Raw genomic sequence first — 24,227 nt, forward strand, 5'->3', positions numbered from 1 at the left:
CGCTTCCGCGTCGAGCGGGCGTGCCTAGGATCACGAGAGTGACTGACATGCGCTACCGGCGCCTCGGGCGCTCGGGCCTCACCGTCTCGGTGGTCGGCATCGGCTGCAACAACTTCGGGCGGCGCATCGACGCGTCCCGCGCGGCGCAGGTCGTCGGCGCCGCCCTCGACCACGGCATCACGCTCTTCGACACCGCGGACGTCTACGGCGACCCGGCCGGCGCCTCGGAGAAGGCGCTCGGCGCCGCCCTCGGCGCCCGCCGCGACGAGGCGATCGTGGCCACCAAGTTCGGCATGGACCCGCACGGGCAGAACGGGCCGGACTGGGGCGCCCGCGGCGGCCGGCGCTACATCGTGCAGGCCGCCGAGGCCTCGCTGCGCCGGCTCGGCACCGACTACATCGACCTGTACCAGATCCACCGGCCCGACCCGCAGACCCCGCTCGAGGAGACGCTCGCCGCGCTCGACGACCTGGTGCGGGCGGGCAAGGTCCGCTACATCGGGCACTCCAACTTCTCCGGCTGGCAGACCGCCGACGCGGCCTGGATCGCCCAAACCTCCCACCTGACCCCGTTCGTGAGCGCGCAGAACCGCTACTCGCTGCTCGACCGCGGCGTGGAAGCGGATCTGGTGCCGGCACTGGAGCGCTTCGGCCTCGGTCTGCTCCCCTACTTCCCGCTGGAGCTGGGCCTGCTGACCGGGAAGTACCGCCGCGGCGACGCCCCTCCGCCCGGCACCCGGCTGGCCGGCGAGGGCTTCGGGCAGGTCCTGGCCGAAGCGCCGTGGGAGCGCATCGAGCGCCTCGCGGCCTTCGGCGAGCGGCGCGGGCTCGACCTGCTGAGCGTCGCGATCGGCGGCCTGGCCGCCAAGCCGGCGGTGGCCAGCGTGATCGCCGGCGCGACCACGGCCGAGCAGGTGGCGGCCAACGCCGCGGCGGCCGCGTGGCAGCCGACCGAGCAGGACCTGGCCGAGCTGGCCGGCATCTAGATCGTGGCTGAGCCGGGAGCCCTTGGCGGGGCTCCCGGCTCTGTCAGGCGTCGAAGTCGACGACGACCTTGTCCGTGATCGGCATCGCCTGGCAGGTCAGGACGTAGCCGGCGGCGAGCTCGCCGGGCTCCAGCGCGAAGTTGCGGGCCATCTCGACCTTCCCGGAGACGACCTTGGCCCGGCAGGTCGAGCAGACGCCGCCCTTGCACGCATACGGCAGCTCCGGCCGGGCCCGCAGCGCCGCGTCCAGGATCCGCTCGTCGTGGGCCATGGTGAAGGTGCTCGCGCGCCCGTCGAGCACGATCTCGACCTCGGCCCCGGACTCCGTCGTCTCCGGCTGGGCCTGCCGCGGACGGGCGGGCGCATCCTCGACGTGGAAGAGCTCCGTGTGTACCGCGGAATCCTCGACCCCCCGCACGCTGAGCGCCACCTTCGCGTCCAGCACCAGGCCCTGCGGCCCGCAGAGGAACCACTCGTCGACCGTGCCGGGCGGCAGCAGCGCGTCGAGGATGGCGCCGATGCGCGCCTCGTCCAGCCGGCCGGACAGCAGCGGCGACTCCTGCGCCTCGCGGGAGAGCACGTGCATGACGTGCAGCCGCTCCCGGTAGCGGTCCTTGAGGTCGGCCAGCTCCTCGGCGAACATCACGGTGCCGGCGGCGCGGTTGCCGTACACCAGCGTCACCCGGCTCCCGGGCTCGGTCTGCAGCGCGGTGGCGGCCAGCGACAGCACCGGCGTGATCCCGGAGCCGGCCGCGACCGCCGCGTAGTGCCGCGCCCGGTCCGGCGCGAACTCGGTGGTGAAGTGGCCCAGCGGCGCCAGCACGTCGACCTCGTCGCCCGGGGCGAGCTCGGCCAGCGCGTAGGTGGAGAACGCGCCACCGGCCACCCGCTTGATCCCGACCCGCAGCACGCCCTCGTCGCGCAGCTGCGAAGGGGTGGAGCAGATGGAGTACGAGCGGCGGATCTCCTCCTCGCCGGTGTGCCGCCGCACGGTCAGGTGCTGCCCGGCTCGGAAGCCGAAGATCTCGCGCAGCGGCGGCGGCACGTCGAACGTGACCGCGACGGCGTCGTCGGTCAGCCGCTCCACGTCGAGCACGGCCAGGCGGTGGAACATGGGCCGGCGCTTGACCGGCCGGCGGATCCCGGAGACGGTCACAGCGGCTTCACCCGCTCGAACGGCTCGCGGCAGGCCCGGCAGCGCCACAGCGCCTTGCAGGCGGTGGCCCCGAAGCGGGACAGCTCCTCGGTGTCCGGCGACCCGCAGCGCGGGCAGCGCACGCTCAGCGTCAGGCGGACCTCGCTCGACGGCACCGGCGGCGCGATCCCGGCCGCGGCCAGCTTCTCCCGCCCCTGCGCCGTGATCCAGTCGGTGCTCCACGGCTGCGCCAGTGCCGTGTCGACGGCGACATCGCGATACCCGCCGGCGGCCAGCGCGGCCGCGATGTCGGCGCGGATGGCGTCCATGGCGGGGCAGCCGGAGTACGTCGGGGTGATCGTCACCGTGACCCGCCCGTCGCGCTCGTCGACGCCGCGCAGGATGCCCAGCTCCTCGATGGTGACCACCCGCAGCTCGGGGTCGCGCACCGCGGCCACCAGGTCGCGCGCGCTCACCACGTCGCCCCGGGGTGTGCGCGATGCAGCACCTGCATCTCGGCGAGCAGCTTGGAAAGGGCCTCCGTGTGTACGCCGTTTCGCCCGCCGCGGGGCGCCCAGCCGTCGGCCGGCCGGGTCAGCGTCGCCTCGTCCAGCACCGCGGAGACCTCGGTCAGCCAGGGCTCGCGCAGCCCCTCGGTCCCGCCGTCGAAGAGCTCGTGGGTGTACGGCCACAGGGCGTCGACCGCCGCCTGCATGCGCCGGTGGGACTCCTCGGTGCCGTCGCCGAGGCGCACGGTCCACAGGGCCGCGTGCTCGGCGTGGTAGGCCGACTCCTTGACCGCCTTGGCGGCGACGCCGGCCAGGCGCGGGTCGTCCCCGGCGCGCAACCGGTCGTACACCAGGCGCTGGAAGACCGACAGGAACAGCAGCTTGCCGATGGTCACCGCGAAGTCGCCGTTGTCGAGCTCGACCAGCAGGGCGTTGCGGAACTCGCGGTCCTCGCGCAGGTAGGCCAGGTCGTCCTCGCCCCGCCCGCGCCCCTCCAGCTCGCCGGCGTAGGTCAGCAGCAGGCGGGCCGCGCCGAGCTGGTCCAGCGCGATGTTGGCCAGCGCGATGTCCTCCTCCATCTCGGGCGCGCGGGAGCACCACTCGGCGAGGCGCTGCGCCGCGATGAGCGCGTCGTCGCCCAGCTCCAGCACCCGCCGCACGGTCGCCGTCATATGTGCTCAGCGCCTTCGGGGACGGCGTAGAAGGTCGGGTGGCGGTACACCTTGTCGGCGGCCGGGTCGAAGAACGCGTCCTTCTCGTCCGGGCTGCTCGCGGTGATCGCCTCGGCCCGCACCACCCAGATCGACACGCCCTCCTGGCGGCGGGTGTAGACGTCCCGGGCGTTGCGCAGCGCCATCTCGGCGTCGGGGGCGTGCAGGGAGCCGACGTGCTGGTGGGCCAGCCCGCGGCGAGGGCGCACGAAGATCTCCCAGAGCGGCTCAGACATGCTGCTTCTCCGCATGCGCGCGGGCCGCCTCGCGCACCCACGCACCTTCTTCATAGGCGCGGCGGCGGTGGGCCATGCGCTGGCGGTTGCACGGCCCCTCGCCCTTGATCACGCGCACGAGCTCGTCGTAGTCCGGCTGCGTGTAGTCATGGGCCCCCCGCTCCTCGTTCCAGCGCAGGTCGGGGTCGGGCAGCCGCAGGCCGAGCACCCCGGCCTGCTGGACGCACATGTCGACGAAGCGCTGGCGCAGCTCGTCGTTGGTGAACCGCTTGATCTTCCAGCCCATGGACCGCTCGGAGTGCGTCGAGTCGCCGTCGGGCGGGCCGAACATGGCCAGCGACGGGTACCACCACCGGTCCACCGCGTCCTGGGCCATTGCCCGCTGCGCGTCGGTGCCGTTGGCCAGCGTGTGCAGGATCTCGTACCCCTGCCGCTGGTGGAACGACTCCTCCTTGCAGATGCGGATCATGGCCCGCGCGTAGGGACCGTAGGAGCACCGGCACAGCGGCACCTGGTTCACGATCGCCGCGCCGTCGACGAGCCAGCCGATCGCGCCGATGTCCGCCCAGGTCAGGGTCGGATAGTTGAAGATCGAGCTGTACTTCTGGCGCCCCTCGAGCAGCATCTCGACCAGCTCCTCGCGGGAGATGCCGAGCGTTTCGGCGGCGGCGTAGAGATACAGCCCGTGCCCGGCCTCGTCCTGCACCTTGGCCAGCAGGATCGCCTTGCGCTTGAGCGTGGGCGCGCGCGAGATCCAGTTGCCCTCGGGCTGCATGCCGATGATCTCGGAATGGGCGTGCTGGGCGATCTGGCGGATCAGCGTCCTGCGGTACGCCTCCGGCATCCAGTCCCGCGGCTCCACCTTCTGGTCCGCGGCGACGATTGCGTCGAAGTACTCCTCGAGCCGGTCGCTGGTGGCGACCGCGCGCTCCGAGGTCTCCCGCAGCTCCTGCTCGGCGCTGTCCACCTGCTCGAGCAGCGGGGCGAAGTCGTTGCCGTACACGACTCAAGTGTTACAGCAGCCGACACTTCCAGCAAGAAGTTGTCACATCGCGTCGAGGCAACTACCAGGGACTTTTGAGGGCGCTCAGGCTGCGGCTCCGGCAGTTCAACGAGAGGATGGGCAGGCCCGGGTGCCGCACTCATCGTTGACGGCCTATTGACATTGTTTGAAGGAGGACCTCCGACCTCATGCGCAAGCGAGTCGGGCTGACCGCGTTCGTGCTGTTTGTCGCCGCCCTGCTGGCCGGTGTGCCCTTCGTCCTGGGCAGCGACGTCCTCGACACCCTGTCCGACGCCGCCGAGCCGGCCTCGGGCGTGCCGGAGAGCCCCGGCGAGAGCGAGGCCCCGAGCCGCAAGGCGGCCCCCGCGGCCCCGACCGCGTCCACCCTCCCGCCGGCGCTGCTGCACCCGGCCCCGGTGGCGGTGAACGCGACGGGCTTCTGGTCGTGGACGGTGCTGGACCGCCGCACGGGCGTCAGCGCCGGCTCGGCCAACGCCAACGTCGCCCAGCCGACCGCCTCCATGATCAAGGCCTGGCTGGCCGCCGACTACCTGCGCCGCACCCCGAGCCCGAGCGAGTCCAACCTCGCCCAGCTCACCCGGATGATCCGCAGCAGCGACAACGCCGCGGCGTCGCACTTCTGGGACCTGGACGGCAAGTCGGCGAGCATCTCCCGCCTGGTCCAGATGTGCGGCCTGAGCGACTCGAAGGCCTACATCGACTGGGCCAGCACCCTGGTCTCGGCCCGCGACGCCGCCCTCATGGGCGCCTGCATCGGCGACGGCCGCGCCGCCGGTCCGAAGTGGACCGGCTGGCTGCTCGACGAGATGCGCAACGTGGCCGAGGACCAGAAGTTCGGCATCACCCCGGCCCTGCCCGCCGCCGACCGGGCCGCCACCGCGGTGAAGAACGGCTGGATCGCCAAGAGCGACGGCAAGTGGCACGTCAACTGCATGGCGATCGGCACGGACTGGGTGCTGAGCGTCCTGACCGTCTACCCGGCCTCGAAGGGCCAGACCTACGGCGAGAACATCTGCGCCAGCGTGACGACGCAGCTGCAGGCCTGACCATCACGGCCGCCGCGTGCCGAGCATGGCCGCCTGAACCGCCTGGTCAGCCCTCGAAGAAGGCCGGGCCGCCGGTGGGCAGCGAGGGCACGGCGCCGCGCTCGGCCGCTCGCCGCGCGAACTCGCGCACGCCCGCCACCTGGCGCTCGCCCAGGGAGAAGTCGAGCACGCGGAAGTAGGTGGCCAGGGTCTCGGCCGAGAGGGTCTCCCAGCGGGCCGCCGCCGCGGCCACCTCGTCGAGCTCGGTCAGGCACAGCTCGCGCGAGCGGAGGAAGGCGTCGTGGACGTCCTTGACCAGGCCCGGGTGGGCGGCGGCGAAGTCGCGGCGCACGGCCCAGGCGGCGAACACCATCGGCAGGCCGGTCCACTCGCGCCAGGCCTGGCCCAGGTCGGTGACCTGCCAGCCGTGCTGCGGGGCGTCGTGCATCGCCCGGAGGGCCACGTCGCCGATGATGACGGCGGCGTCGGCCTCGTCGAGCATGCGAGCCAGGTCGGGCGGGCTGTTGAAGTACTGCGGGCGCACGCCGACGCGCGACTCGAGGTACATCTGGGCCAGGAGCACGCCGGTGCGCGAGGTCGCGCCGAGCGCCACCCGGCGGCCGTCAAGCGACTCCAGCGGGGCGGTGGAGACCAGGTTCACCGACAGGACCGGGCCGTCGCTGCCGACCGCGAGGTCGGGCAGGAGCAGCAGGTCGTCGGCGTTGCGGAGGTACTCGACCAGGGAGATCGGGCCGATGTCGAGGTCGCCGGCGACCAGGGCCGCGTTGAGGCGCTCCGGGGAGTCCTTGTGCAGATCGACGTCGATCAGCGCACCCGACCGCATCAGGCCCCAGTAGATGGGCAGGCAGTTCAGGAACTGAATGTGGCCGACGCGGGGCCGCTGCAGTGCAGGCACAACGCCCATGTTGCCCCAACGAGCGGCGGCCGCACGGGCGGGGCGGCCATTGTCACAGCGGATATCCTCATCGGATGCGACGTCCCCTCGCTACGCTCGCGGCCGTCCTGCTGCTCGTGGCCGGGTGCGAGCAGCATTCGCAGAACGCTCCGGTCTGGGTCAACGCCTCCGGCGCACCGTCGGACCTCGCGAGGGAAACGGCGGCGGCGAGCCCGATCCCATCCGCGAGCAAACCGCTGTTCACACCCACCCAGACGGTCACCATGCAGGTCAAGGGTTCCTGGTCGTGGGCCTTCTACGATCTGCAGGCCGACCAGTTGTACGGCTCCCAGCCGTACGTCACGAGCGACACGGCGTCGATGGCCAAGGCCTGGGTGGCGGCGGACTGGCTGCGCCGGCAGGGCGCCATGAACAAGCAGCCCAGCAGCACGGCCCTGGCGGAGCTGAGCCGGATGATCCGCGACTCGGAGACCGAGAACACGTTCAAGTACCACGTGGAGAACGGCAACCTCACCTCCATCAACCGCATGATCACCACCTGCGGCCTCACCGAGACGAAGGGCACGCAGAACTCCTGGAGCCTGACCCAGATGTCGGCCCGGGACGTCGCCCGGCTGGCCAAGTGCATCGGCGACGGGCGCGCGGCCGGGCCGAAGTGGACCGGATGGCTGCTCAACGAGATGCGCAACGTGCGCGGCCCGGGCCGGTTCGGGCCGATCGAGGTGCTGCCGGCCGACGTGCAGAAGACCACGGCGATCAAGAACGGCTGGCTGGCCCGCGACGACGGCCAGTGGCACATCGCCTGCATGGCGCTCGGCGACGGCTGGAGCATCGGCATCATGGCGCACTACGCGAGCTCGCTGGGGAAGGACTACGGGGTGAAGACCTGCCGGTCCGTGACGAGTCAGCTGCTGACGAAGCACTGACCAGCGGCACCCCGAAGATCACGGCGGCGAGCAGGCCGGTCAGGCCACAGCCGATCACGATCGCGCGCGGGGCGAACTGGTCGACCAGCGCGCCGCCGGCCGCGAAGCCGACGAGGTTGGCCGCGTTGACCACCGCGCCCAGCCGGGCGAAGTAGGCGCCCCGCACGGCGGCGGGAACCCGGCGCACGGCGAGGACGCCCAGCAGCGTGTTGTCGACCCCGTTCATCAGGCCGCCGAGCAGCCACAGGGGGTACACCATCCACAACCGGGTCACCAGGCCCGCCGCCAGGACGGCCAAGGCGGTGGCCAGGAACGCGGCCGCGAGCAGCCGGGCCGTGGGGCCGTCAGGGCGCGGGCGCAGGGCCCCGAGCCAGCCGCCGAGCAGCAGCCCGAGCATCCAGGCGGCGTCGACCAGCCCGTACTCGGCCGGCGACGCGCCGAGCACGCCGCGCAGGTAGAACACGCCGACCACGACGAAGACGTTGAGTGCGAGCACGATCGCGCCGAGCAGCGCCAGCGAGGACACCAGAAGCCGGTCGTCGCGGATTCTCCATTCGGGTGTACCGCGAGAAGCGACCTCCCGCTCGCCCCGCCGACGGGTGCGCAGGAGCAGCCCGGCCCCGGCCACGGCGAGGTAGGTGGCCGCGTCGACGAGCAGCGGCACCCGCAGCCCGAACGCGCCGACCAGCACCCCGGCCAGCGCCGGGCCGGCCAGCGAGCCCAGCGAGTTGGCGGTCTGCCCGATCGCCATCGCCCGCCCCACCCCGGCCGGCCCGGCCATCTCCGGCAGCAGCGCGCTGAACGTCGGCATGGTGATGGTGAGCCCCGCGCCAAGCAGCGCGACCAGCCCGACCAGCAGCCAGGTGCTGTCCACGAAGGCCATCGCGGCGCAACAGGCGGCCTGCGCGAGCCCGGTGACGGTGAGCAGCGCCCGGCTGTCGGCCCGGTCCACCAGCCGCCCGGCCAGCGGCACGAGCACCACCTGCGGCAACACGGCGGCCGCGAACAGGGCGGCCACGACGGTCCCGGACGCGCCCCGCTCCTGCAGGGCCAGCACCAGCGCGGTGGTCGCCATGAAGTCCCCGAGCAGCGACACCCCGCGCGCCACGGCGAGCGTGAACACGTCTCGCGAAGATGTGAAGGACATACTTCGAAAATTACGCTTCATATGTACGGCAGGCAAGCACCAGGTTCGATGCCTGCGTTTCAGGAGCGGGGTACGACCCGATACGTCACGTCGACGGCCCGCGCTTCCTCGGGGACCCCTTGGCGGGTGCGCCGCGAGTAGGGCTCGAGCAGGGCCAGCACCCGCTCGTTGAGCTCGGCCATCTCCTCCGCGGTGACCATGAGCTGGACGCCGGCGGAGCTGGCGGCGACGTACCACTCGTAGGGCTCCGCGTCCCGGCGGGCCAGCCAGGCCCGGGCCCGCTCGTCCTCGATGTCGATGAACATGCCCGCCAACTCGCGATCCGCGGCCCGCTCGGCCGCACCGCGCTCGGGCCCGGTGCCGACGTTGAGCCCCCGGTGCTGGCTCTGCCAGACCCGCTCCCGCCCGTCCCCGCGGCTGGGCGCCTCCTCGATCAGCCCGACCTTGGCCAGCGCCCGCAGGTGGTAACTGGTCGCGCTGGGCGACAGCCCGCACACCTCGGCCAGCTCGGTCGCGGTCGCCGGCTCCCCGCTGAAGAGCCGGTCGAGCACGGCGATGCGCGCCGGATGCGACAGTGCCCGCATGGTAGCCGCGTCCCGGATCTCGGCCTGCCGCCGCTCTTTGCTCATCTGTGACCCTTCAGACGATCAAGAAACACACCGCCGTCGCGTACTCTTTGGCTCCCGCCGCAGAGAGGATCGCCAGGTGCGAGTACGAGGGTATGCCCCCGCCACCCCGTGCTGGTCGGTGCTGAGCAGCGGCGACCCGGCCGCCGCCGAGACGTTCTACCGCGGCGTCTTCGGCTGGACGAGCGCCCGCACCGAGGACGGCGCCACCGTCTTCCTCCTGCGCGACCTAGTCGTCGCCGGCCTGGCCGACTCGGGCGGCGACCGCAGCGGCTGGCTGACGTACATCGCCACCGAGGACGCCGACGCGACCGCCGCCCTGGTCGCTGGCAACGGCGGCACGGTCCTGCAGCCCCCGGCGGACATCCTCCCGCGCGGCCGCGCCGCCCTGCTGGCCGACCCGGCCGGCGGCGTCTTCGGCGTCTGGCAGCGGGCCGGCTTCACCGGCGCCCAGGTGGCCAACGAGCCCGACACCATCTGCTGGAGCGAGACCGTCACCTGGGACGTGGACGCGACCGTCGCCTTCTACGGCAGGATCTTCGGCTGGACCGAGCAGGACGGCACCGCCGGCGTCAACACCCACTACCACGAGTGGATCGCCGCCAACCGGGTGGTCGGCGGCATCAGCCCGATGAACGAGCTGTACCCGGCGGGCACCCCGCAGCACTGGCGCACGATCTTCTCGATCGAGGACTGCGCGGCGTTCATCGCCCGCACCCGCGAGCTGGGCGGCCAGGTCCTGGCCGGCCCGGTCGACGCCGGCATCGGCCACGCCGCCCACGTCGTCGACCCCACGGGCGGCGCCTTCCTGGTCATCGAGCTCCTCCCGGAACTCCGCCACCTTTTGGGCTGACCTTCCGAGCATTCCTCATATTGGCCACGGCCTCTACGGCTCCCTAAACTCGGCGCGTTGCCGAGTCACCGAAGGTGGAGCCGATGCGGTACCTCGATGCGACCACCTTCACCGACGCGCTCGCCATTCTCGCCGAGCGGCAGCCGGAGGTTCTCAGCAAGCTCGACCAACTGCTGAGCGGCCCGGCCGACGCGAACTGGCTCCTCGCGATGCTCGACCGCCGGCTCGAGGCCATGTCGCTCATCCGCCGCCTGATCAACCGGGCACCACAAACGCTGGAAGGCACCACGGGTTTCCGCCGCTATCAACTGATCGCGGCGGCCCACACGGCCACCGTCTACCTGTCGCTGTTCGAGGCGCTGCTCGGGCGGCTGAGCGAGCCGCTATTGCAGATCGAGACGGACGAGAAACCGTTTCTCGGGCGGCCGGTGAACATCATGCTCGAACGGCTTCTGCGGACCGAGGTGCCCCTTCCCGGGCAGGGCGAACTCATCGAGTCGCGGATCACCCCGAAGCTGCGAAGCATGGTGGAGCAGTGTTTCGAATGCTTCGAGGCGCTTGCGTCCTGGCGGCACGCCCGCACGCCCCGCTCGGTCAGATCCATCGCCGACCACGCGGAGGAGCTGTACCAGGCGCACTACGCGCAGCTGGCTGGCCATGTCCCGGAGTTCGCGATGTGGGTCGCCTTCGACCGCTCGAACGGACGGCCGGCCGCCCATCACCGTTCGCTGCTGGAACTGCAGGCGCGGCTGACCGGGGCCGCGCCGCCGCCGGCGAACCCTCGGGGGTCCCACCGCAACACCCTTGCCCAGCTCAACCGCGGGCACCTGCGTCACGCGATCCTCAATGCCAACACCATGTAGTACGCCTCGGGCCTGCGCTTTCCGACCGTCGAGGACGGCTACGTGACGCCGTACTTCCGGCACGTCGTATTGCGGGCGAGTGCCCCGCTGGCGCAGGAGGCGTGGTGGGCCGCCCAGCCGCTGCACACCGATCTCGACCTGTTCCTCGCCGCGCACCTCGCCTCGCCGCACAGCGCGCGCCGGCCGCTCGTGGTGCTCGGCCACCCGGGCGCCGGCAAGTCGCTGCTCACGCGGGTGCTGGCCGCGCGGCTGCCGGTGGCCACCTACACCGCGATCTGGGTGCCGCTGCGCCACGTGAAGGCGGACACCCAGATCCACCACCAGATCGAGGAGGCGCTGTACACGACGACCAATGGACGGGTCTCCTGGCCGGCGCTCGTCGAGGAGACCGCCGACGACACCGTCCGCGTGGTGATCCTCGACGGCCTCGACGAGCTCATCCAGGCCAGTGGCGCTTCCCAGTCCCGCTACCTGCAGGAGATCGAGCAGTTCCAGGAGCGCGAGATGATCCTGGGCAAGCCCGTGGCCGTCATCGTGACCTCCCGCGTCGTCGTCGCCGACCGCGTCGAGATCCCCGATGGCTCCAGCGTCATCAAGCTCGAGGACTTCACCGACGTCCAGGTCAACCAGTGGCTCCAGGTGTGGAACGCGACGAACCGGGGCACCGAGGGCTTCCGGCCGCTGCGACCGGCGCACGCGATCGCCCTGCCGGCGCTGGCCCGGCAACCGCTGCTGTTGTTGATGCTCGCGCTGTACACCGCGGATGCCCAGGTCCCCGATCTGACCGAGATGCGCTCGTCGGCCGACCTGTACGGCAAGCTCGTCGACAACTTCATCCGCCGCGAGATCATCAAGGACGCCGAGACGCCGGCCGGGCGGGGCATCAACGTCGCCAAGGCCGTGGCCCCGCGGCGGTTCCAGCTGGCGATCGCCGCCTTCGCCATGTTCAACCGCGGCCGGCAGTACGTCACCGAGCCCGAGTTGCAGCAGGATCTCGAGAGCCTGCTCGGCTCGGCGCCGCAGGAGCGCCGGTCGTTCGCCGAGCCGCTCAACCACGCCGCCAAGATGGTCGGCCAGTTCTTCTTCGTCCACGCCCCGAGCGCCGACGACGGCAACGACGCCCGGGGAGGCCTGCACCGCACGTACGAGTTCCTCCACGCCACCTTCGGCGAGTACCTCATCGCCGCCGCGGTGATGGGCCTGCTGCGCCGGCTGGCGGAGCGGCGGGCCCAGGAGCGCGACGAGCAGGCGCCGTACCTCGAGGTGCTCGACGACGCCAAGCTGTGCGGGCTGCTGTCGCACCAGGTGCTGGCCGGACGGGCGTCGATCCTCGACCTGGCCGCCGAGCACGCGCACCACCTCCGGGGGGAGGACCTGAGCGGGATCTGCGCGGTGATCGACGAGTTGCTCCGTGACATCCGGACGCGGACGCTCACCACGACCGTCCGCCCGGAGCAGGGCGCGCTGCCGTACGACCCGTCGCGCAACGACGCATCGACCCGGCTCGCCATGTACAGCTGCAACCTGGTGGCGCTGCGCCTGATGCTGGCCGACACGTCCGGGGTGCCCATCTCCTGCTTCGCCGACCTGTCCGCCTGGCGGTTCCTGGTGAGCCTGTGGCGCGGCTGCTTCGACGAGGATTCGTGGCGGGCGGTCATGGTGCTGATGACCACCGAACCGACCGGACCCGAACTGGCCGCGCCCGCGCCCGTGCTGAAACTCCGCGGGCGCGACGCCGACGGCGCGGAGCACGACCAGCGGTTCTACGGCTTTCAGGACGCCCGCCTCTTCGCCGACTACGACGGCCTGGCCATCATGCGCGGCGCTCTGGCGAGCTGGGGCGGCCGATCGCCGGCGAATGCCACGGACGCGGAAATCCACAGCCGGCTGCTGCAGTTCCACCACACCGCGAACGACGACGTCCCCTTCGAGTTCGACGAGGCGCGGCCACTGTGGGCAGATCTGTCCCCACCCACGCGGCGGCTCCTGCTCACCGCCCTGGCCGACGAGGCGCCGGTGCTGCCGCTGGACACCGTCCGCTCGTTCGACGACGTGCTCGGGGAGCTCACCGACCCACGCCTGCTGCTCCCGCTGGCCGGCATCGCCGCCGCCCATCCTGCGATGATCGCGACGCTGCTGCCGGTCATGCAGCGGATGGCCCACCGGGTCCATCGGCGGGTCGGGCTCGCCGCGGCCGCGGCGCTCGTCGGCGCCGCGCAGCTCACGACCCAGCAGGACGAGGCGGCCGCGCTGCGCCGGGCCGCCGCTGAAATCCGGATCTGAACCGCATCGCCGATCTATCCGGCAATCCGAACACGCCACCGTTTTCCGGGCGTCACATCTGCGCAGCCATCGGCCGGTGTAACGCTGGCCCGCCCGGCCGCGCTCGTTCACGGACGTAGCGTCAACAGCGCGACGTCGATCGAACAGTCCGAAAACGGAAGGGTTCACCGTGAGACTATCTCGTCGCAAGGTGCTGGCAGCGGCGTCCGCCGCCGCGGTCGGTGCCGGCGTCCTGGCCGCCGCAGCGTTACCGACGCAGGCTCTGGCGGCCGGACCGGAAAGCACGTACCTCGTGCTCGCACCCAACGGTCAGTCAACCGCCAAGGCCGCAAACCGGGTCGCTGCGGCCGGCGGCACGGTCATCGCGAACTACAGCCAGATCGGCGTGCTCGTGGTCCGCTCGACCAACCCGGCGTTCGAGACCGCGGTTTCGGGTTCGGGCGTGGACGCGGTCGCGTCCACCGCGGGCCTCGGTTCCGCGCTCGACGACGGCGCCACCGTGGAGGTCACCGACCCGGCCGTGCTGCAGGCCGCCGGCGACGCGACCGGCGAGCCGCTGGCCGGCCTGCAGTGGGACATGGCCCAGATCAGTGTTCCCGAGGCGCACAAGGTGACCACCGGCAGCCCGAACGTGGTCGTCGGGGTCCTCGACAGCGGCATCTCCAGCACTCACCCCGACCTCGCCACGCAGATCGCGAAGGACAAGAGCGCGTCCTGCGTCGGTGGCGTGGTCAACACGTCCGAGGCCGCCTGGAACCCGACCACCTCCGACCACGGCACGCACGTCGCCGGTACGATCGCCGCCGCCGTCAACGGCGTCGGCATCGCCGGTGTCGCCCCCGGCGTGAAGGTCGCCTCCGTCAAGGTGGTCAACGACGACGGCTTCATCTACCCCGAGGCCGCGGTGTGCGGCTTTCTGTGGGCCGCCGACCACGGCATGCGGGTCACCAACAACAGCTACTACATCGACCCGTGGGAGTTCAACTGCCGTAACGACGTGCGGCAGCGCCCGGTCTGGACCGCCGTCCAGCGCGCGATCCGGTACTCGCAGAACAAGGGCGTGCTCAACGTCGCCTCGGCTGGTAACTCCAACGTCGACCTGCAGCACAAGTTCATCGACAGCGGCAGCCCGAACGACAACAGCTTCCCGGTCGAGGACCGCACGATCACCGGTGCCTGCATCGACCTGCCGGCCGAGGCGCCCGGCGTGGTGACCGTGTCGGCCGTCGGCCCGACCCGGGCGAAGAGCTACTACTCGTCGTACGGCCAGGGGGTCGTGAACGTCACGGCGCCCGGTGGCGACACCCGCTTCCGGACCCTCGGCGCCTCGTCGACGCTGGCCGACGGTGTCCTGTCGACCACCTTCAACACCGTGACGAAGACCAACGGCTGGGGCTACAAGCAGGGCACGTCGATGGCCGGGCCGCACGCGGCCGGCGTCGCCGCGCTGGCGCTCTCCGCCCACCCCGGCATGCAGCCGGGGGCCCTCGCGTCCTTCCTGGAGCGCACCGCCGACGCGCTGCCCTGCCCCAGCGGCGTGTACAACCCGGTCCCTCGCCTGCAGGGCTACGAGGCGAACTGCTCGGGCGGCAACCGCAACGGCTTCTACGGCGCGGGTGAAATCAACGCGTACAACGTCGTGCGATAACACCCAGGGTGGGGTCGCCGGCCCACAAGGCCGGCGACCCTCACCTCAACGGGTCGTCATCCACGCGCGCAGGTTGCCGACGAGCAGGACGCAGGACGCGAGGATCAGCACGGCAGCCGCTCCGGCCCGCCAGTTGCGGACGACGACCTCGACGGCGCCCAGGACGCCGAACACGGCGGCGCCGGCCGCAGCCACCGTTGCCGTGAACCGCACCAGCCGGCCGCGGGCGGCCGCCTCGATCCCGAGCATGAGCGCCATCAGGCCGGCGAACGACCAGAGCACGCCGATGGGCGGGCTGATCACGACGAGCGCGACCCCGGCCAGCATGACCGACACCGACGCCGCCGACCATATCGCCAGGAACCGCTGGCGCGGGGCGTCGGCGGTGAGCGGAAGAGCGCGGCGGCGCAGGTGGGCGTGCGGAGCCTCGATGGGCGGCCGGGTTCGCGCGCGCACGATCGCATCGAGTTCCTCGCGCAGCGCGGTCTGCTCGGTGTGCAGCCGCGCGAGGGTCTCCCTGCCGTCCCGGCCGTAGCCGGTCCTGTCACGACGTTGGGCCTTGTCCGCACCGTCGTCGCTCGCGTAGGCCGCCCTGGCCCGGTCGCTGGCACGCAACTCCCGCGACGCCTGCCGGTGGGCGTCGATCTCGACGGCGATCTCGGCAAGGCGTCGTTCCAGCCGGCCCGCACGGCTCTCCCGCAACACGGCACCGTGCTCGGCGGACGGGTACTCCTCGTCGAGGCCGGCCCACACCACCGGGTTCGCCCAGCCCGGCCGGACCGTTCCATCGCGCTCGTACCGGGGCCCGGCCGGTGCCCGCTCACCGCCGAAGTGGTCCCGCGTGTCCAGCCCCCACAAGCCTCGGTAGTCGCGGATCCAGGGGGTGTCGTCGTCGACCAGCACAGGATGCCAAGCCCGGCGTTCACCCACACCGATGCCCGGGCCATCGCCGCGGTGGTAGTCGATGAATGGAATACCGGCGGTCGTCTCCGGCATGTCCCTGGCCCAGGGCAGCAGCGTCCGGACCGCCTGCCGCCACGCGCCTGCGATGCGGTTGGGCCACTCCAGGGCGACGGGCGTCACGTATTCACCGGGCAGGTAGGCGCCGGCGTGCGATCCGGCCCCCGCGTACACCACCGGATGCGTGCCGACGAACTCGATGTCCGGATCGTCCCAGCGCCTGCGCAGGTCGTCGCCGACCTCGTCGTGGGCCGAGAACGCCACCCAGGCCGGGCGCAGTGCGCCGTCGAGCGTCTCGCCGAGGAAGATCGTGACCTGTTCCCAGTCGGCCTCGTGGTCGTTGACGCCGCTGAACGTCGAGCGCCAATCGTTCATCGGGTAGAAGTACCAGTACTGCAGCGCGACGTAGCCGCCGTCCCGGGACACTCTCGCGTAGTAGGGATGATCGTTCGCCTGCATGCGCGTGACGTACAGGCGATGCGCCGCCGCCCGGGTGCCGCCGGGCACCGTCCCCCGCAGGAGAAGGGACAAGCGGAGCCCGGCGTCGACGAGCCGTGCGAACAGCCCGACGGCCGCGAAGCGGCTGCTCGGCCGGAACGAGGGCTGCGCCGTCTCGCGGCGCCACCGCCGGTACTCGGCGCCATGCATCGGACGGTCGACGAGGCGCAGGTACAGGCCGTCCCCGGCGAACCGCTCCCCCTCCGTGGCCAGCCGCTCCAGCGTCAGCTCACCGTGCTGGGCCAGGCATTCGTCGCGTCGCTCACCCGGGCGCCGTCGCCACAGGCCGGCCTGGCCGACGTAGGCGTCGACGGCTGTCGGCAGGAACAGCTCGCCGGCCGTGTACCGGATCACCGGCTCGTACGCGCGCAACAGGGCAAGGTCCCCCTCACGGGCCTGAGGCCCGGCAGCCGGCACCACGTCGTCCACGTCGCCGACCATGCCGGTCCCTCCTCACGGTGATCTCGGTTCGCCCCGCTACCCACGTCCAGGAGGTTCATCCGTCCGGCGGTCCACGACGAACGTAGCAACCAGCGATGAGGCCGACGCCTGGGACGCCGTTACGGGTGACGGACTGCGGTGAGGCGGGGCGACGTATTCCTCGTCGACCTCAATCCGGTGATCGGATCAGAGGCTGACAAACGCCGGCCCGTGATCGTGGTCAGCAACAACGCGGCCAACCGCAGCGCCGTCTCGCGAGGACGTGGTGTCGTCACGGTCGTTCCCGTCACCAGCAACACGGCGCATGTGTACCCCTTCCAGGTACGACTGCCGGCAGATCCCGCGATCGGCCTGACCATCGAGTCAAAGGCCCAAGCCGAACAGGTCCGCTCGATCGACGTCACGCGCGTCGGCCGGCAACTCGGCACACTTCCACCGGCTTTGACGCGCCAAGGCACTCCGGCTGCACCTGGACCTTTAGCGCAAGAGCCCCCGAATCCGGGGCCGTCACGCTATCGGCGACGCAGCAGGGCGCGAGTGTCCATTTCGATCGCGAACGGACCGTCGGCAGTCAGCGTCTCGCCGTCCTTCGCGACCGCATGCTCGACGTAGTGCTGGCCGTCAAGGCGCAGCAGCCGCAACGTCACCGAGTCGGGCTGCTCAGGCTCGACAAGCAGGTACCACTCGATCCGCGCAGCGGCGTAGAGCTGCATCTTCAACAGCCGGTCCGCACCCGCGTTGCCAGGTGAGACAACCTCGCCCACCAGCGCGACGTCCGGCGCGTCGATCATTGCGACGTTCTCGATCGGCGTCACCACGAGATCGGGAATGAAATCCGCCCACTCGCCAGGCGGACGTTCACCGCTTCGTAGACCCAGAGACCAGCCGCGTCGGCCGGCGTATCGATCAAGTTGGCCAGCCGCCTGGAGATGTGCTGATGGCGCGTGGTCGGTGCCGGGCTCACCAGCAGACTCCCGTCGAACAACTCGATCCGATTCGTGGTCTCGCCGAGTGCGAAGTATTCGTCCTCGCTCCACGGACCGACATGCTCAAGCACGGCCACGCTCATCGGCGACTCACCCCCTGACGGATCCTGCCACAAGGGTGCCACGCCGGCCCCGCTGAAGGGAGCACTACCGGCTCCGGCCGCACTCCAACGAGGACTCAGCGGCAACGATGGAAGTTCGGTGTAGCCAGCCCGCATCCGCGCGTGTCGCGGCTGACCTGAGGTACTGGAGGTATCGTAGGTACCGAAGGAGGTGCACTATGCCCGCGTCCGGCACACCACGGCGGCAGGCCCCGCTCAAGGTCGACCCAGCAGTCGATGAACTGATCTCTAGCGGTGCGAACTTCCTCGGCATCACCAAGAAGGATCTGGTCGCAGAGGCGGTCCAGTTCTACCTCAACGCCCGGAGGGAAGAGATGCGGGAGCGCATGCGCGGCCTGATGCGCCAGCTCGACGGCACCCGCGCCGCCCGGGTCGCGCTACTGGCCGACTTGAGCCGCGAACAGCTCGACGGGGTCGGCGGAGTTGACGAAACAGACTGAGCGAAGACTCGTGGAACGCGCCCGGCCGACAATGCGCTGCCTACGCGAGGACCTCAAGATCGCCACTCCCTCGACGGACCTGCCACTCGACGAGATCGATCATCCGCTGCTCGCAAAAACCCACGAGCAGTTCACCGATCCAACGACCCCGCATGAGCGCATCGCCGCGGTCGACGATGAGGTGCTGTTCAAGGTGAAGGTCCAGCGTTGGCGTGGTGCGGTCTGGACCGATGGTTCGAATGCTGACGTGCGCGTCTGGCTGGTCGCCGCCGGATGGAGGCAGGACGGCGCGACCACCGACTTCTACGCCGCGCTGGCAGCTAGTGCAAAAGCCGCCCGGTCCCGCCACAACGCCACCCACGCCCGACCCGTCACCTCAGACACGTACGCGGCGCCCTTGCTGCCCAACGACGCCGACCGGGCACGGTACCGCGCCGAGTCGGCAGCCCGGTTCGAGCGAACACTCGCCACCGCAGTCAGAGATCTGTCCCGGGCTTCGCTGCTCGACGGGCGCGAGCACACCGCAACCGTCGACGGCGCCGTCCTCGGTATTCAGATCCGCGCAAACCAAGGCCACGAGACCTATGTCGCGGTCCGCATCATTGGATCAGTCCCGCCGGCCGTGGCGATCGTCGTACTCGACCTGGTTCCGGCTGCGACCTCGACGGGTGGTTCCCCGAGTACTCCCTGCCCGAACGGCCACTCGAACCGGCCGAGCAGGCCTGGTCAAACCTCATGGATCCGACAGCGGCGGCGAAGCTTCTCGACGACGCGTCCTGACGCTGTTGCAACGGGTTCGAGCGGCCCGCGTTGGGCCCATGCGCGACATCGTGGCCACCGTCCAGCCCAGACAGGACGCACTCGTACGGGCCGAGATCGACGAATCGGTCTGCGTGCAGGGGCCCCCGGGACTGGGAACCCAACCCACTGCCGCAGGGCTCCGGTCAGGCGACCTTGAGCTGCTCGTCGCCGAAGTCGGCGATCAGTTTGAGCGTGCCGCCGAGCGCCTCGATGTACCGCGCGAGCACCTCCTGCGTGGAGACGCTGCCGGCCTCGATCTGCGACACCCGGGCCACCGAGACACCCATCCGGGACGCGACCTGCTCCTGCGTCATCTCACGCCGCTTCCGCAACTCGGCCAGCCGCCACCCCCGAGCCTCGTCGAGCATCGCGCCGACCGCAGTGTCGAACGCCTCGGGGCCGCCTGCGGTTTCGATCGCGCGTACCAGGTGATCGGTATCCCGCCACCGCTTCACGCCGCTCATCCCCGACCTCCTTCTCTCGCGCGTTGCAGGATCTCCCACTCCACCCCCGGGTTAATAATATTCTTAACCCTCTGGGATGCGCGGGAGCAGCGCAATTTCGATGATGTGGCGGGCAGTTGGTCACTTGACGGCCGCAGTGAGGTAGACACCGCAGCGGACGTCCACAACCCCCGGATACGACACGCCCGAACAGGTGCCACCGCTCTGCTCGGAGCGGTGGCACCTGTTCGAATCCGATGTGGCCAGCGGGATGTGGGGTCCGGGCTCGGTGGCTCGGTGGTGGAGGAGGGTCAGAGGAGGATGCGGGCCAGGAGCACGGTGTCCTGGCCGTCGCGGGCCGTGGTCAGGCCGATGGACTTGATCGGGGCCATGTCGGCGGAGCCGGGCACGTAGATCGCGGCCGTCGGGTTCTGGAGGGCGCCCTGCATCGTCTGCTTGAAGAGCGGGGTGGAGGAGAGGGGGGTCTGGGCGCCGGCGTACTTGGCGGTGCGCAGGACCAGGTGGTCGCCCTCGACGGTGCAGGTGGCCTTGGCGGTGGTCACCACGGTGGCCAGGTCGTTCTTGAGCTGCGTGGCGGCGGCCGCGGTGGGGAGCTGGAGGTCCAGCTGGACCGGGAGACCGTGGTCGTCGGTGTCGGGGCCGGCGAGGGTCAGGGTGAAGGACTTGGCGGTGGGGAGGGCCTTGGCCAGGGACTCGCCGCCCTTGAGTGCCTCGGGGTCGCCCATGGAGCCCGCAAGGAGGTCCTTGAAGATCTCGGGGTGCTCGTTGAGGTACTTCTCGACGGCCTCGTCGTCGTTCGGGTCGATGTTCGGCGGAAGTTTGAACGGGGGCTCGTCGGAGGCGATCGGCTCGGCGCCGCCCTTGAGGGCCTCGGGGAACAGGAACGCGGTGAGGGTCATGCCCTCGGCGCCGAACGCGGACAGGTCGCCGGAGAGGCTGTCGGCCGCGGCGGCCACCCGCGCGTCGGACGGCAGCGCGCCGAGGTTGGCGATGAGGTCGGCGCCGTTGCCCGTGCCGGTGAAGGGGATGTTCTTGGTGTTGATGAACCGGGCGCGCAGTTCGAGCGCGTCGTCGGTGGCCCGCAGGCCGGCGATCAGGCTGCCGGACATCTCGGGCATGGATCCGGCGCTCGCGGTGGCCGTGGGCCCGCCCGGCCCGCCGAACGGTGCGCCCGGGCCGCCGAGGGACTCGGCGAAGACCAGGTCGGAGACGGTGGACTCCAGGGCGGCGGCGCGGCTCAGGTCGGCCCAGGCGAGGCCGGGCTGGTCGGCGGGGAGCTTGGCGAGGGCGGCAGTGAAGGCCGGGTCGGCCGACAGGTGCGGAGCCTTCGCGGCGGCGTCAGCGGCCTGCTGGGAGTCCTTCTTCGCGAAGGCGAGCAGCGCGTAGCCGTCCAGCATGGCGAAGCCGAAGTGGTCCGATCCTTGCTTCTGCTGTACGGCGGCGAGGCTCTTCTTCGCCTTCTCCGAGTCCTTCGCGGCGACGGCGGCGAGCACCGTGGGCTTGCCGGCGGCGTCCGGCCAGAGTGCGATGCCGATCCGGTCGTCGAACCAGGCGGCGACGTCGTCGTAGGAGATCGGGGCCTGGAGGTCGCCGAACGCCTGGCGCTTGGTCTCGTCGACCGACTTCGGGCCGCTGCCGCCCGTGCGGCGCAGCAGGGCGTCGAACTTGACCCGCTGCCCGATGCCGGGCGCCAAGTCCAGGCGAGCGAACGCGGCGACCGAGGCCGGCATGACCGCCTCGGGGAGGGTGCCGACCGGGCCGTTCCAGTAGCGGACGACGGCGAACGCGCCGCCGGCCACGAGCACCGCGGTGGCGACGCCGGCGGCGGCCAGGATCGCACCGAGGCGGCGGCGGGGCTTGAGCGGGGCCGGTGCGACGCCGTCCTGGAGCGGGGTTCCGTCCGCGAGCATCACCCCGGCGGACGCGGGGACGCCGGCGAGCAGGGTCGCGTCCACCGGCGCCGGACTGTCACCGACCGCCGGACCGTTGCCGAACGCGAAGCCGTCGCCAAACGCCGGACCGTCGCCAGCCGCGGGAGCTTCACCGGACGCCGGACTGAAGCCGGACGCCTGACCGAAGCCGGAGGCTGGAGCGAAGCCGGACGCCGGACCGGACGCGGGAGCCGGGGCACCTCCGGGCGACAGGTCGGCGCCGGGAAGGGCCGGGTAGTCGCCCGGCGCCGGGGCAGCGGCGGCCTGCGAAGCAGGAGGACCCTCAGGAGTTTCGGAACCGGGCATGGACATGCGGCATTGCCTCCCCCGTGGAACGTGATCGGCATCGTAGCGAGGAATGCCCATGTCCGAGGTCCCCCGAACAGTCACGTGTCAGCCGATAACGAGCCGAGCCAGCATCACCGCGTCGGCCCCGTCGGGCGTCGTGCTCAGCCCGAACGCCTCGGCCGGGGCGAGGACCAAGGCACCAGCCAGATCAGGTCAACGCCGCCGGGTGTCGGTCTGTTTCGGATGGCCGGTGCCGGCGCGGGTGATCCGACAAAGCGGTTGCCCATGAGCCGGCGACCGTGACCTATGCCCGGCGCGAGGTCACGCTCAGCGGGCGCCTGCTCGGCCGCTGGCCCGGCGACGGCCACATCGCACCGCTGGCCGGCTTCCCCGTCAACCTCTCGTCGTATCCCGGCGACTTCGGCGTGGCCACCACCCGGGCCGACGGCACCTTCTCGGGGCCGCTGCACCTCGACGACGCCGGTTCCGTTTACGCCTACTATTCCTACGACAACGACCACATCGGCTACCTGAGCGGCAACTCCGCCGAGCTGCCGGTCGGCATCACCCCGGCCTCCGCCCGGGCGACCGTCACGGCAAACCGGGCCAAGGTCAAGGCCGGCGAGAAGGTCACCCTGACCGGCCAGCTCACCTGGCGCTCCCCCGACGGCTGGCGACCCTTCGCCAACAAGCAGTTCGGTGTGCTGTTCTGCTACGCCGAGTCGGCGTGTCCCTGGTCGGACTACCCGACGACCGACGCCGAAGGCCGCTACCAGATCGAGGTCACGCCGTTCCAGACCGGCTTCTACCGGATCGGTGTGAATTCGGGCGACCCGTTCATCGCCTCGCCGAGCGCGCAGACGGGAGTCATCACGGTGCTCCAGCCGGCATCGTTCTCGTCGTTCTTCGCCACCCGCACCGAGGACGGCACCGGCGTCTCGGTGAGCGGGCGCATGCAGTTCAGTCCGTTCTCGCCGCAGACGGCGATGGTCGACATCCAGTATTCGCCCGACGGCAAGGCACCCTGGACGACGGTCCGCGTGGTCGAGACCAACTGGAGCTACGAGTTCAGCACCACCATCCCGTCGGCGCAGTCCGGGTTCTGGCGGGCAAGCTTCACCAGCCGGCCCGACTTCTACCAGACCGCGGTGAGCGCCAAGGTCAAGGTCGTCTGACCAGCTCGACACGGCCGGGCACCGGAAGCGCTGACGACGCTCCTGGTGCCCGGCTTTTCTTGAATTCGGTGGAGTCCTGCCTGTGTCAGCGCGTAAAGCGGTGGGCCGCTTGACGGCCGCGGCGAGGTAGGCACCGCAGCGGACGTCCCTACGCGCCGAGGTCCGAGCGGGATGAGTCCATCTGCTCGCAGGGGGCGCCTTACACGCGGGCTCCCTACTGTCACACTCGCCGCGACGAGCCGAGGCGCGCGCGGAGTGCGGCGGCGATCTCACCCGCCGCGACGAGTTGGTGATACGTCAACTGGACGAGGCACTCCGGCTACACGTGGACCTTCAGCGCGGGCGGTTCCGGAGTCCGCGCCTGTGCCGGCGGCGCCGCGGCTCCATGCAGCGCCTCACGTGCAGCCGAGCGAACTGACCAGCATCGACAGGAACGTGAGCCTGGCGGAAGCGCGCTACTGTGCAGGCCGCGTACCCCGCGATTGATGACGTGTTCGGACCGGGAAGGCAAACGTGGACGCCCTCACCCTGCAGAAGCAGCAAACCTTGCACCTCAAGCAACGCATCACCCTCATGGTCAACCAGTACGAGGTGTTCGCATCGGACGGCAGCGGCAACCCTGGTGACCTCGTCGCCTTCGCCCAGCAGAAGCGGATGGCCCTCAAGGAGCAGGTCACCCTCTACACGGACAGCAACAAGTCGCAGGTCGTGGCCGGGTTCAAGGCCCGCCAGGTGATCGATCTCGGCGCCACCTACGACGTCTTCGACTCGGCAGGCTCGGCGATCGGTAACTTCCGTAAGGACTTCGCCAAGTCGCTGCTTCAGTCGACGTGGCACCTTGAGCAGCCCTCGGTCGGTGTCATCACCGGCACGGAGCGCAGCCTGGCCGTGGCGCTGCTGCGCCGCTTCGCGCTGAGCTTCCTGCCCTACCATTTTGACTTCGTCCGCAATGGTGCCGTGGCCTTCTCTGTGAACAAGAAGTTCGCCCTCCGGGACCGCTATGTGGTCACCATCAACGACCCACAGCTCGACCGTCGCCTCGTCATGGCGATGGCAGTCGCGTTGGACGCGCTGCAGGCTCGCTGACCTGGCACCTACGCGGAAACCGTGGCGGGTGGGCGCCCGGGGGGGGGGGGTGCGCCCCCGGGGGGGGGGGGGGGCCCAGGTTAACGCCGTGATTGGCGGGGGCCCCCCACGGGAAAAGGGGGGAGGTACGGCGGGGGGCAAATAATGG

The 24,227-nt window shown here is 71.0% G+C and carries 25 protein-coding genes and 1 pseudogene; 12 read left to right on the forward strand and 14 right to left on the reverse strand.

Features of this window, described 5'->3' with window-relative positions; genetic code table 11:
• Positions 1-47 precede the first annotated feature (47 nt).
• Entirely contained in the window at positions 48-986 is a 939-nt protein-coding gene (locus AB0M46_RS41455) for an aldo/keto reductase (RefSeq protein ID WP_363345403.1), read from the forward strand.
• Positions 987-1,029: 43 nt separating this feature from the next.
• On the opposite strand, the gene paaE is transcribed toward AB0M46_RS41455, so the two are convergent.
• From paaE to paaA, 5 genes are read right to left on the reverse strand one after another with little or no spacing between them, the layout of a single operon-like run.
• A complete protein-coding gene (gene paaE, locus AB0M46_RS41460; RefSeq protein WP_363345377.1) occupies positions 1,030-2,142 on the reverse strand; it encodes a 1,2-phenylacetyl-CoA epoxidase subunit PaaE in 1,113 nt (370 codons plus the stop codon).
• Positions 2,139-2,600, reverse strand: coding sequence for a 1,2-phenylacetyl-CoA epoxidase subunit PaaD (gene paaD / locus AB0M46_RS41465; RefSeq protein WP_363345378.1), 462 nt, complete (start codon positions 2,598-2,600; stop codon positions 2,139-2,141). Before paaD ends, paaE begins: the two co-directional genes overlap by 4 nt.
• Positions 2,594-3,301 (reverse strand): 1,2-phenylacetyl-CoA epoxidase subunit PaaC, encoded by a 708-nt coding sequence (gene paaC / locus AB0M46_RS41470; protein WP_363345379.1) that lies wholly within the window; start codon positions 3,299-3,301, stop codon positions 2,594-2,596. Before paaC ends, paaD begins: the two co-directional genes overlap by 7 nt.
• Entirely contained in the window at positions 3,298-3,576 is a 279-nt protein-coding gene (paaB, locus tag AB0M46_RS41475; RefSeq protein ID WP_363345380.1) for a 1,2-phenylacetyl-CoA epoxidase subunit PaaB, read from the reverse strand. The genes paaC and paaB overlap by 4 nt, the downstream gene beginning before the upstream one ends.
• A complete protein-coding gene (gene paaA, locus AB0M46_RS41480; protein WP_363345381.1) occupies positions 3,569-4,579 on the reverse strand; it encodes a 1,2-phenylacetyl-CoA epoxidase subunit PaaA in 1,011 nt (336 codons plus the stop codon). The genes paaB and paaA overlap by 8 nt, the downstream gene beginning before the upstream one ends.
• A gap of 188 nt (positions 4,580-4,767) precedes the next feature.
• Between paaA and AB0M46_RS41485 the strand changes: the two genes are divergently transcribed.
• Positions 4,768-5,646 carry a hypothetical protein gene (locus AB0M46_RS41485; protein ID WP_363345382.1) on the forward strand — a complete coding sequence of 293 codons (879 nt, stop codon included), beginning with the start codon at positions 4,768-4,770 and terminating at the stop codon, positions 5,644-5,646.
• Between the two features lie 46 nt (positions 5,647-5,692).
• Here the strand turns inward: AB0M46_RS41485 and AB0M46_RS41490 are convergent, their stop codons facing one another.
• On the reverse strand, positions 5,693-6,550 hold the full coding sequence (locus AB0M46_RS41490) for a menaquinone biosynthesis protein (protein WP_363345383.1): 858 nt from the start codon (positions 6,548-6,550) through the stop codon (positions 5,693-5,695).
• A 65-nt stretch (positions 6,551-6,615) separates the two neighbouring features.
• On the opposite strand from AB0M46_RS41490, the gene AB0M46_RS41495 reads away from it, so the two are divergent.
• A complete protein-coding gene (locus tag AB0M46_RS41495) occupies positions 6,616-7,467 on the forward strand; it encodes a hypothetical protein (RefSeq protein ID WP_363345384.1) in 852 nt (283 codons plus the stop codon).
• Here the strand turns inward: AB0M46_RS41495 and AB0M46_RS41500 are convergent.
• Both AB0M46_RS41500 and AB0M46_RS41505 read right to left on the reverse strand, forming a co-directional pair.
• Positions 7,379-8,614, reverse strand: coding sequence for an MFS transporter (locus AB0M46_RS41500; RefSeq protein WP_363345385.1), 1,236 nt, complete (start codon positions 8,612-8,614; stop codon positions 7,379-7,381). The two genes, AB0M46_RS41495 and AB0M46_RS41500, sit on opposite strands and share 89 nt — an antisense overlap.
• 59 nt (positions 8,615-8,673) lie before the next feature.
• Positions 8,674-9,243, reverse strand: coding sequence for a metalloregulator ArsR/SmtB family transcription factor (locus tag AB0M46_RS41505; protein WP_363345386.1), 570 nt, complete (start codon positions 9,241-9,243; stop codon positions 8,674-8,676).
• A 76-nt stretch (positions 9,244-9,319) separates the two neighbouring features.
• On the opposite strand from AB0M46_RS41505, the gene AB0M46_RS41510 reads away from it, so the two are divergent.
• The 4 genes from AB0M46_RS41510 (at position 9,320) to AB0M46_RS41525 (ending at position 14,887) form a co-directional block, all read left to right on the forward strand.
• Positions 9,320-10,093: a VOC family protein gene (locus tag AB0M46_RS41510; RefSeq protein ID WP_363345387.1), complete on the forward strand. Its 774-nt coding sequence runs from the start codon at positions 9,320-9,322 to the stop codon at positions 10,091-10,093.
• Between the two features lie 83 nt (positions 10,094-10,176).
• Positions 10,177-10,956: a hypothetical protein gene (locus tag AB0M46_RS41515; protein WP_363345388.1), complete on the forward strand. Its 780-nt coding sequence runs from the start codon at positions 10,177-10,179 to the stop codon at positions 10,954-10,956.
• A gap of 42 nt (positions 10,957-10,998) precedes the next feature.
• Positions 10,999-13,239: a hypothetical protein gene (locus AB0M46_RS41520; RefSeq protein WP_363345389.1), complete on the forward strand. Its 2,241-nt coding sequence runs from the start codon at positions 10,999-11,001 to the stop codon at positions 13,237-13,239.
• Positions 13,240-13,408: 169 nt separating this feature from the next.
• A complete protein-coding gene (locus tag AB0M46_RS41525) occupies positions 13,409-14,887 on the forward strand; it encodes a S8 family serine peptidase (protein WP_363345390.1) in 1,479 nt (492 codons plus the stop codon).
• Between the two features lie 45 nt (positions 14,888-14,932).
• Here AB0M46_RS41525 and AB0M46_RS41530 read toward each other — a convergent pair whose 3' ends face one another.
• Complete coding sequence (locus AB0M46_RS41530; RefSeq protein ID WP_363345391.1) at positions 14,933-16,786, reverse strand: hypothetical protein; 1,854 nt, start codon at positions 16,784-16,786, stop codon at positions 14,933-14,935.
• A gap of 138 nt (positions 16,787-16,924) precedes the next feature.
• Here AB0M46_RS41530 and AB0M46_RS41535 point away from each other — a divergent pair, with 138 nt between their 5' ends.
• Positions 16,925-17,398: a type II toxin-antitoxin system PemK/MazF family toxin gene (locus AB0M46_RS41535; protein ID WP_363345392.1), complete on the forward strand. Its 474-nt coding sequence runs from the start codon at positions 16,925-16,927 to the stop codon at positions 17,396-17,398.
• On the opposite strand, the gene AB0M46_RS41540 is transcribed toward AB0M46_RS41535, so the two are convergent.
• Entirely contained in the window at positions 17,299-17,601 is a 303-nt protein-coding gene (locus AB0M46_RS41540; RefSeq protein WP_363345393.1) for a Uma2 family endonuclease, read from the reverse strand. The genes AB0M46_RS41535 and AB0M46_RS41540 overlap by 100 nt on opposite strands.
• Positions 17,598-17,855, reverse strand: a complete 258-nt coding sequence (locus AB0M46_RS41545; RefSeq protein WP_363345394.1) for a hypothetical protein — start codon at positions 17,853-17,855, stop codon at positions 17,598-17,600. Before AB0M46_RS41545 ends, AB0M46_RS41540 begins: the two co-directional genes overlap by 4 nt.
• Before the next feature lie 197 nt (positions 17,856-18,052).
• On the opposite strand from AB0M46_RS41545, the gene AB0M46_RS41550 reads away from it, so the two are divergent.
• Positions 18,053-18,334: a hypothetical protein gene (locus AB0M46_RS41550; RefSeq protein WP_363345395.1), complete on the forward strand. Its 282-nt coding sequence runs from the start codon at positions 18,053-18,055 to the stop codon at positions 18,332-18,334.
• Between the two features lie 40 nt (positions 18,335-18,374).
• On the opposite strand, the gene AB0M46_RS41555 is transcribed toward AB0M46_RS41550, so the two are convergent.
• Positions 18,375-18,695: a hypothetical protein gene (locus tag AB0M46_RS41555; protein ID WP_363345396.1), complete on the reverse strand. Its 321-nt coding sequence runs from the start codon at positions 18,693-18,695 to the stop codon at positions 18,375-18,377.
• Between the two features lie 445 nt (positions 18,696-19,140).
• On the opposite strand from AB0M46_RS41555, the pseudogene AB0M46_RS41560 reads away from it, so the two are divergent.
• Positions 19,141-19,371: pseudogene (locus AB0M46_RS41560) on the forward strand (hypothetical protein); the annotation flags it as partial.
• Here AB0M46_RS41560 and AB0M46_RS41565 read toward each other — a convergent pair.
• Together AB0M46_RS41565 and AB0M46_RS41570 are read right to left on the reverse strand one after the other, a co-directional pair.
• Positions 19,279-19,599, reverse strand: coding sequence for a helix-turn-helix domain-containing protein (locus AB0M46_RS41565; protein ID WP_363345397.1), 321 nt, complete (start codon positions 19,597-19,599; stop codon positions 19,279-19,281). The pseudogene AB0M46_RS41560 and the gene AB0M46_RS41565 sit on opposite strands and share 93 nt — an antisense overlap.
• A 290-nt stretch (positions 19,600-19,889) precedes the next feature.
• On the reverse strand, positions 19,890-21,554 hold the full coding sequence (locus AB0M46_RS41570; RefSeq protein WP_363345398.1) for a hypothetical protein: 1,665 nt from the start codon (positions 21,552-21,554) through the stop codon (positions 19,890-19,892).
• Positions 21,555-22,117: 563 nt separating this feature from the next.
• Here AB0M46_RS41570 and AB0M46_RS41575 point away from each other — a divergent pair.
• Both AB0M46_RS41575 and AB0M46_RS41580 read left to right on the forward strand, forming a co-directional pair.
• Positions 22,118-22,993 (forward strand): hypothetical protein, encoded by an 876-nt coding sequence (locus AB0M46_RS41575; RefSeq protein WP_363345399.1) that lies wholly within the window; start codon positions 22,118-22,120, stop codon positions 22,991-22,993.
• Positions 22,994-23,506: 513 nt separating this feature from the next.
• Positions 23,507-24,079, forward strand: coding sequence for a hypothetical protein (locus AB0M46_RS41580; RefSeq protein WP_363345400.1), 573 nt, complete (start codon positions 23,507-23,509; stop codon positions 24,077-24,079).
• Positions 24,080-24,227: the final 148 nt, after the last annotated feature.

It is taken from the genome of Dactylosporangium sp. NPDC051485, from assembly GCF_040682015.1.
Taxonomy (GTDB): domain Bacteria; phylum Actinomycetota; class Actinomycetes; order Mycobacteriales; family Micromonosporaceae; genus Dactylosporangium.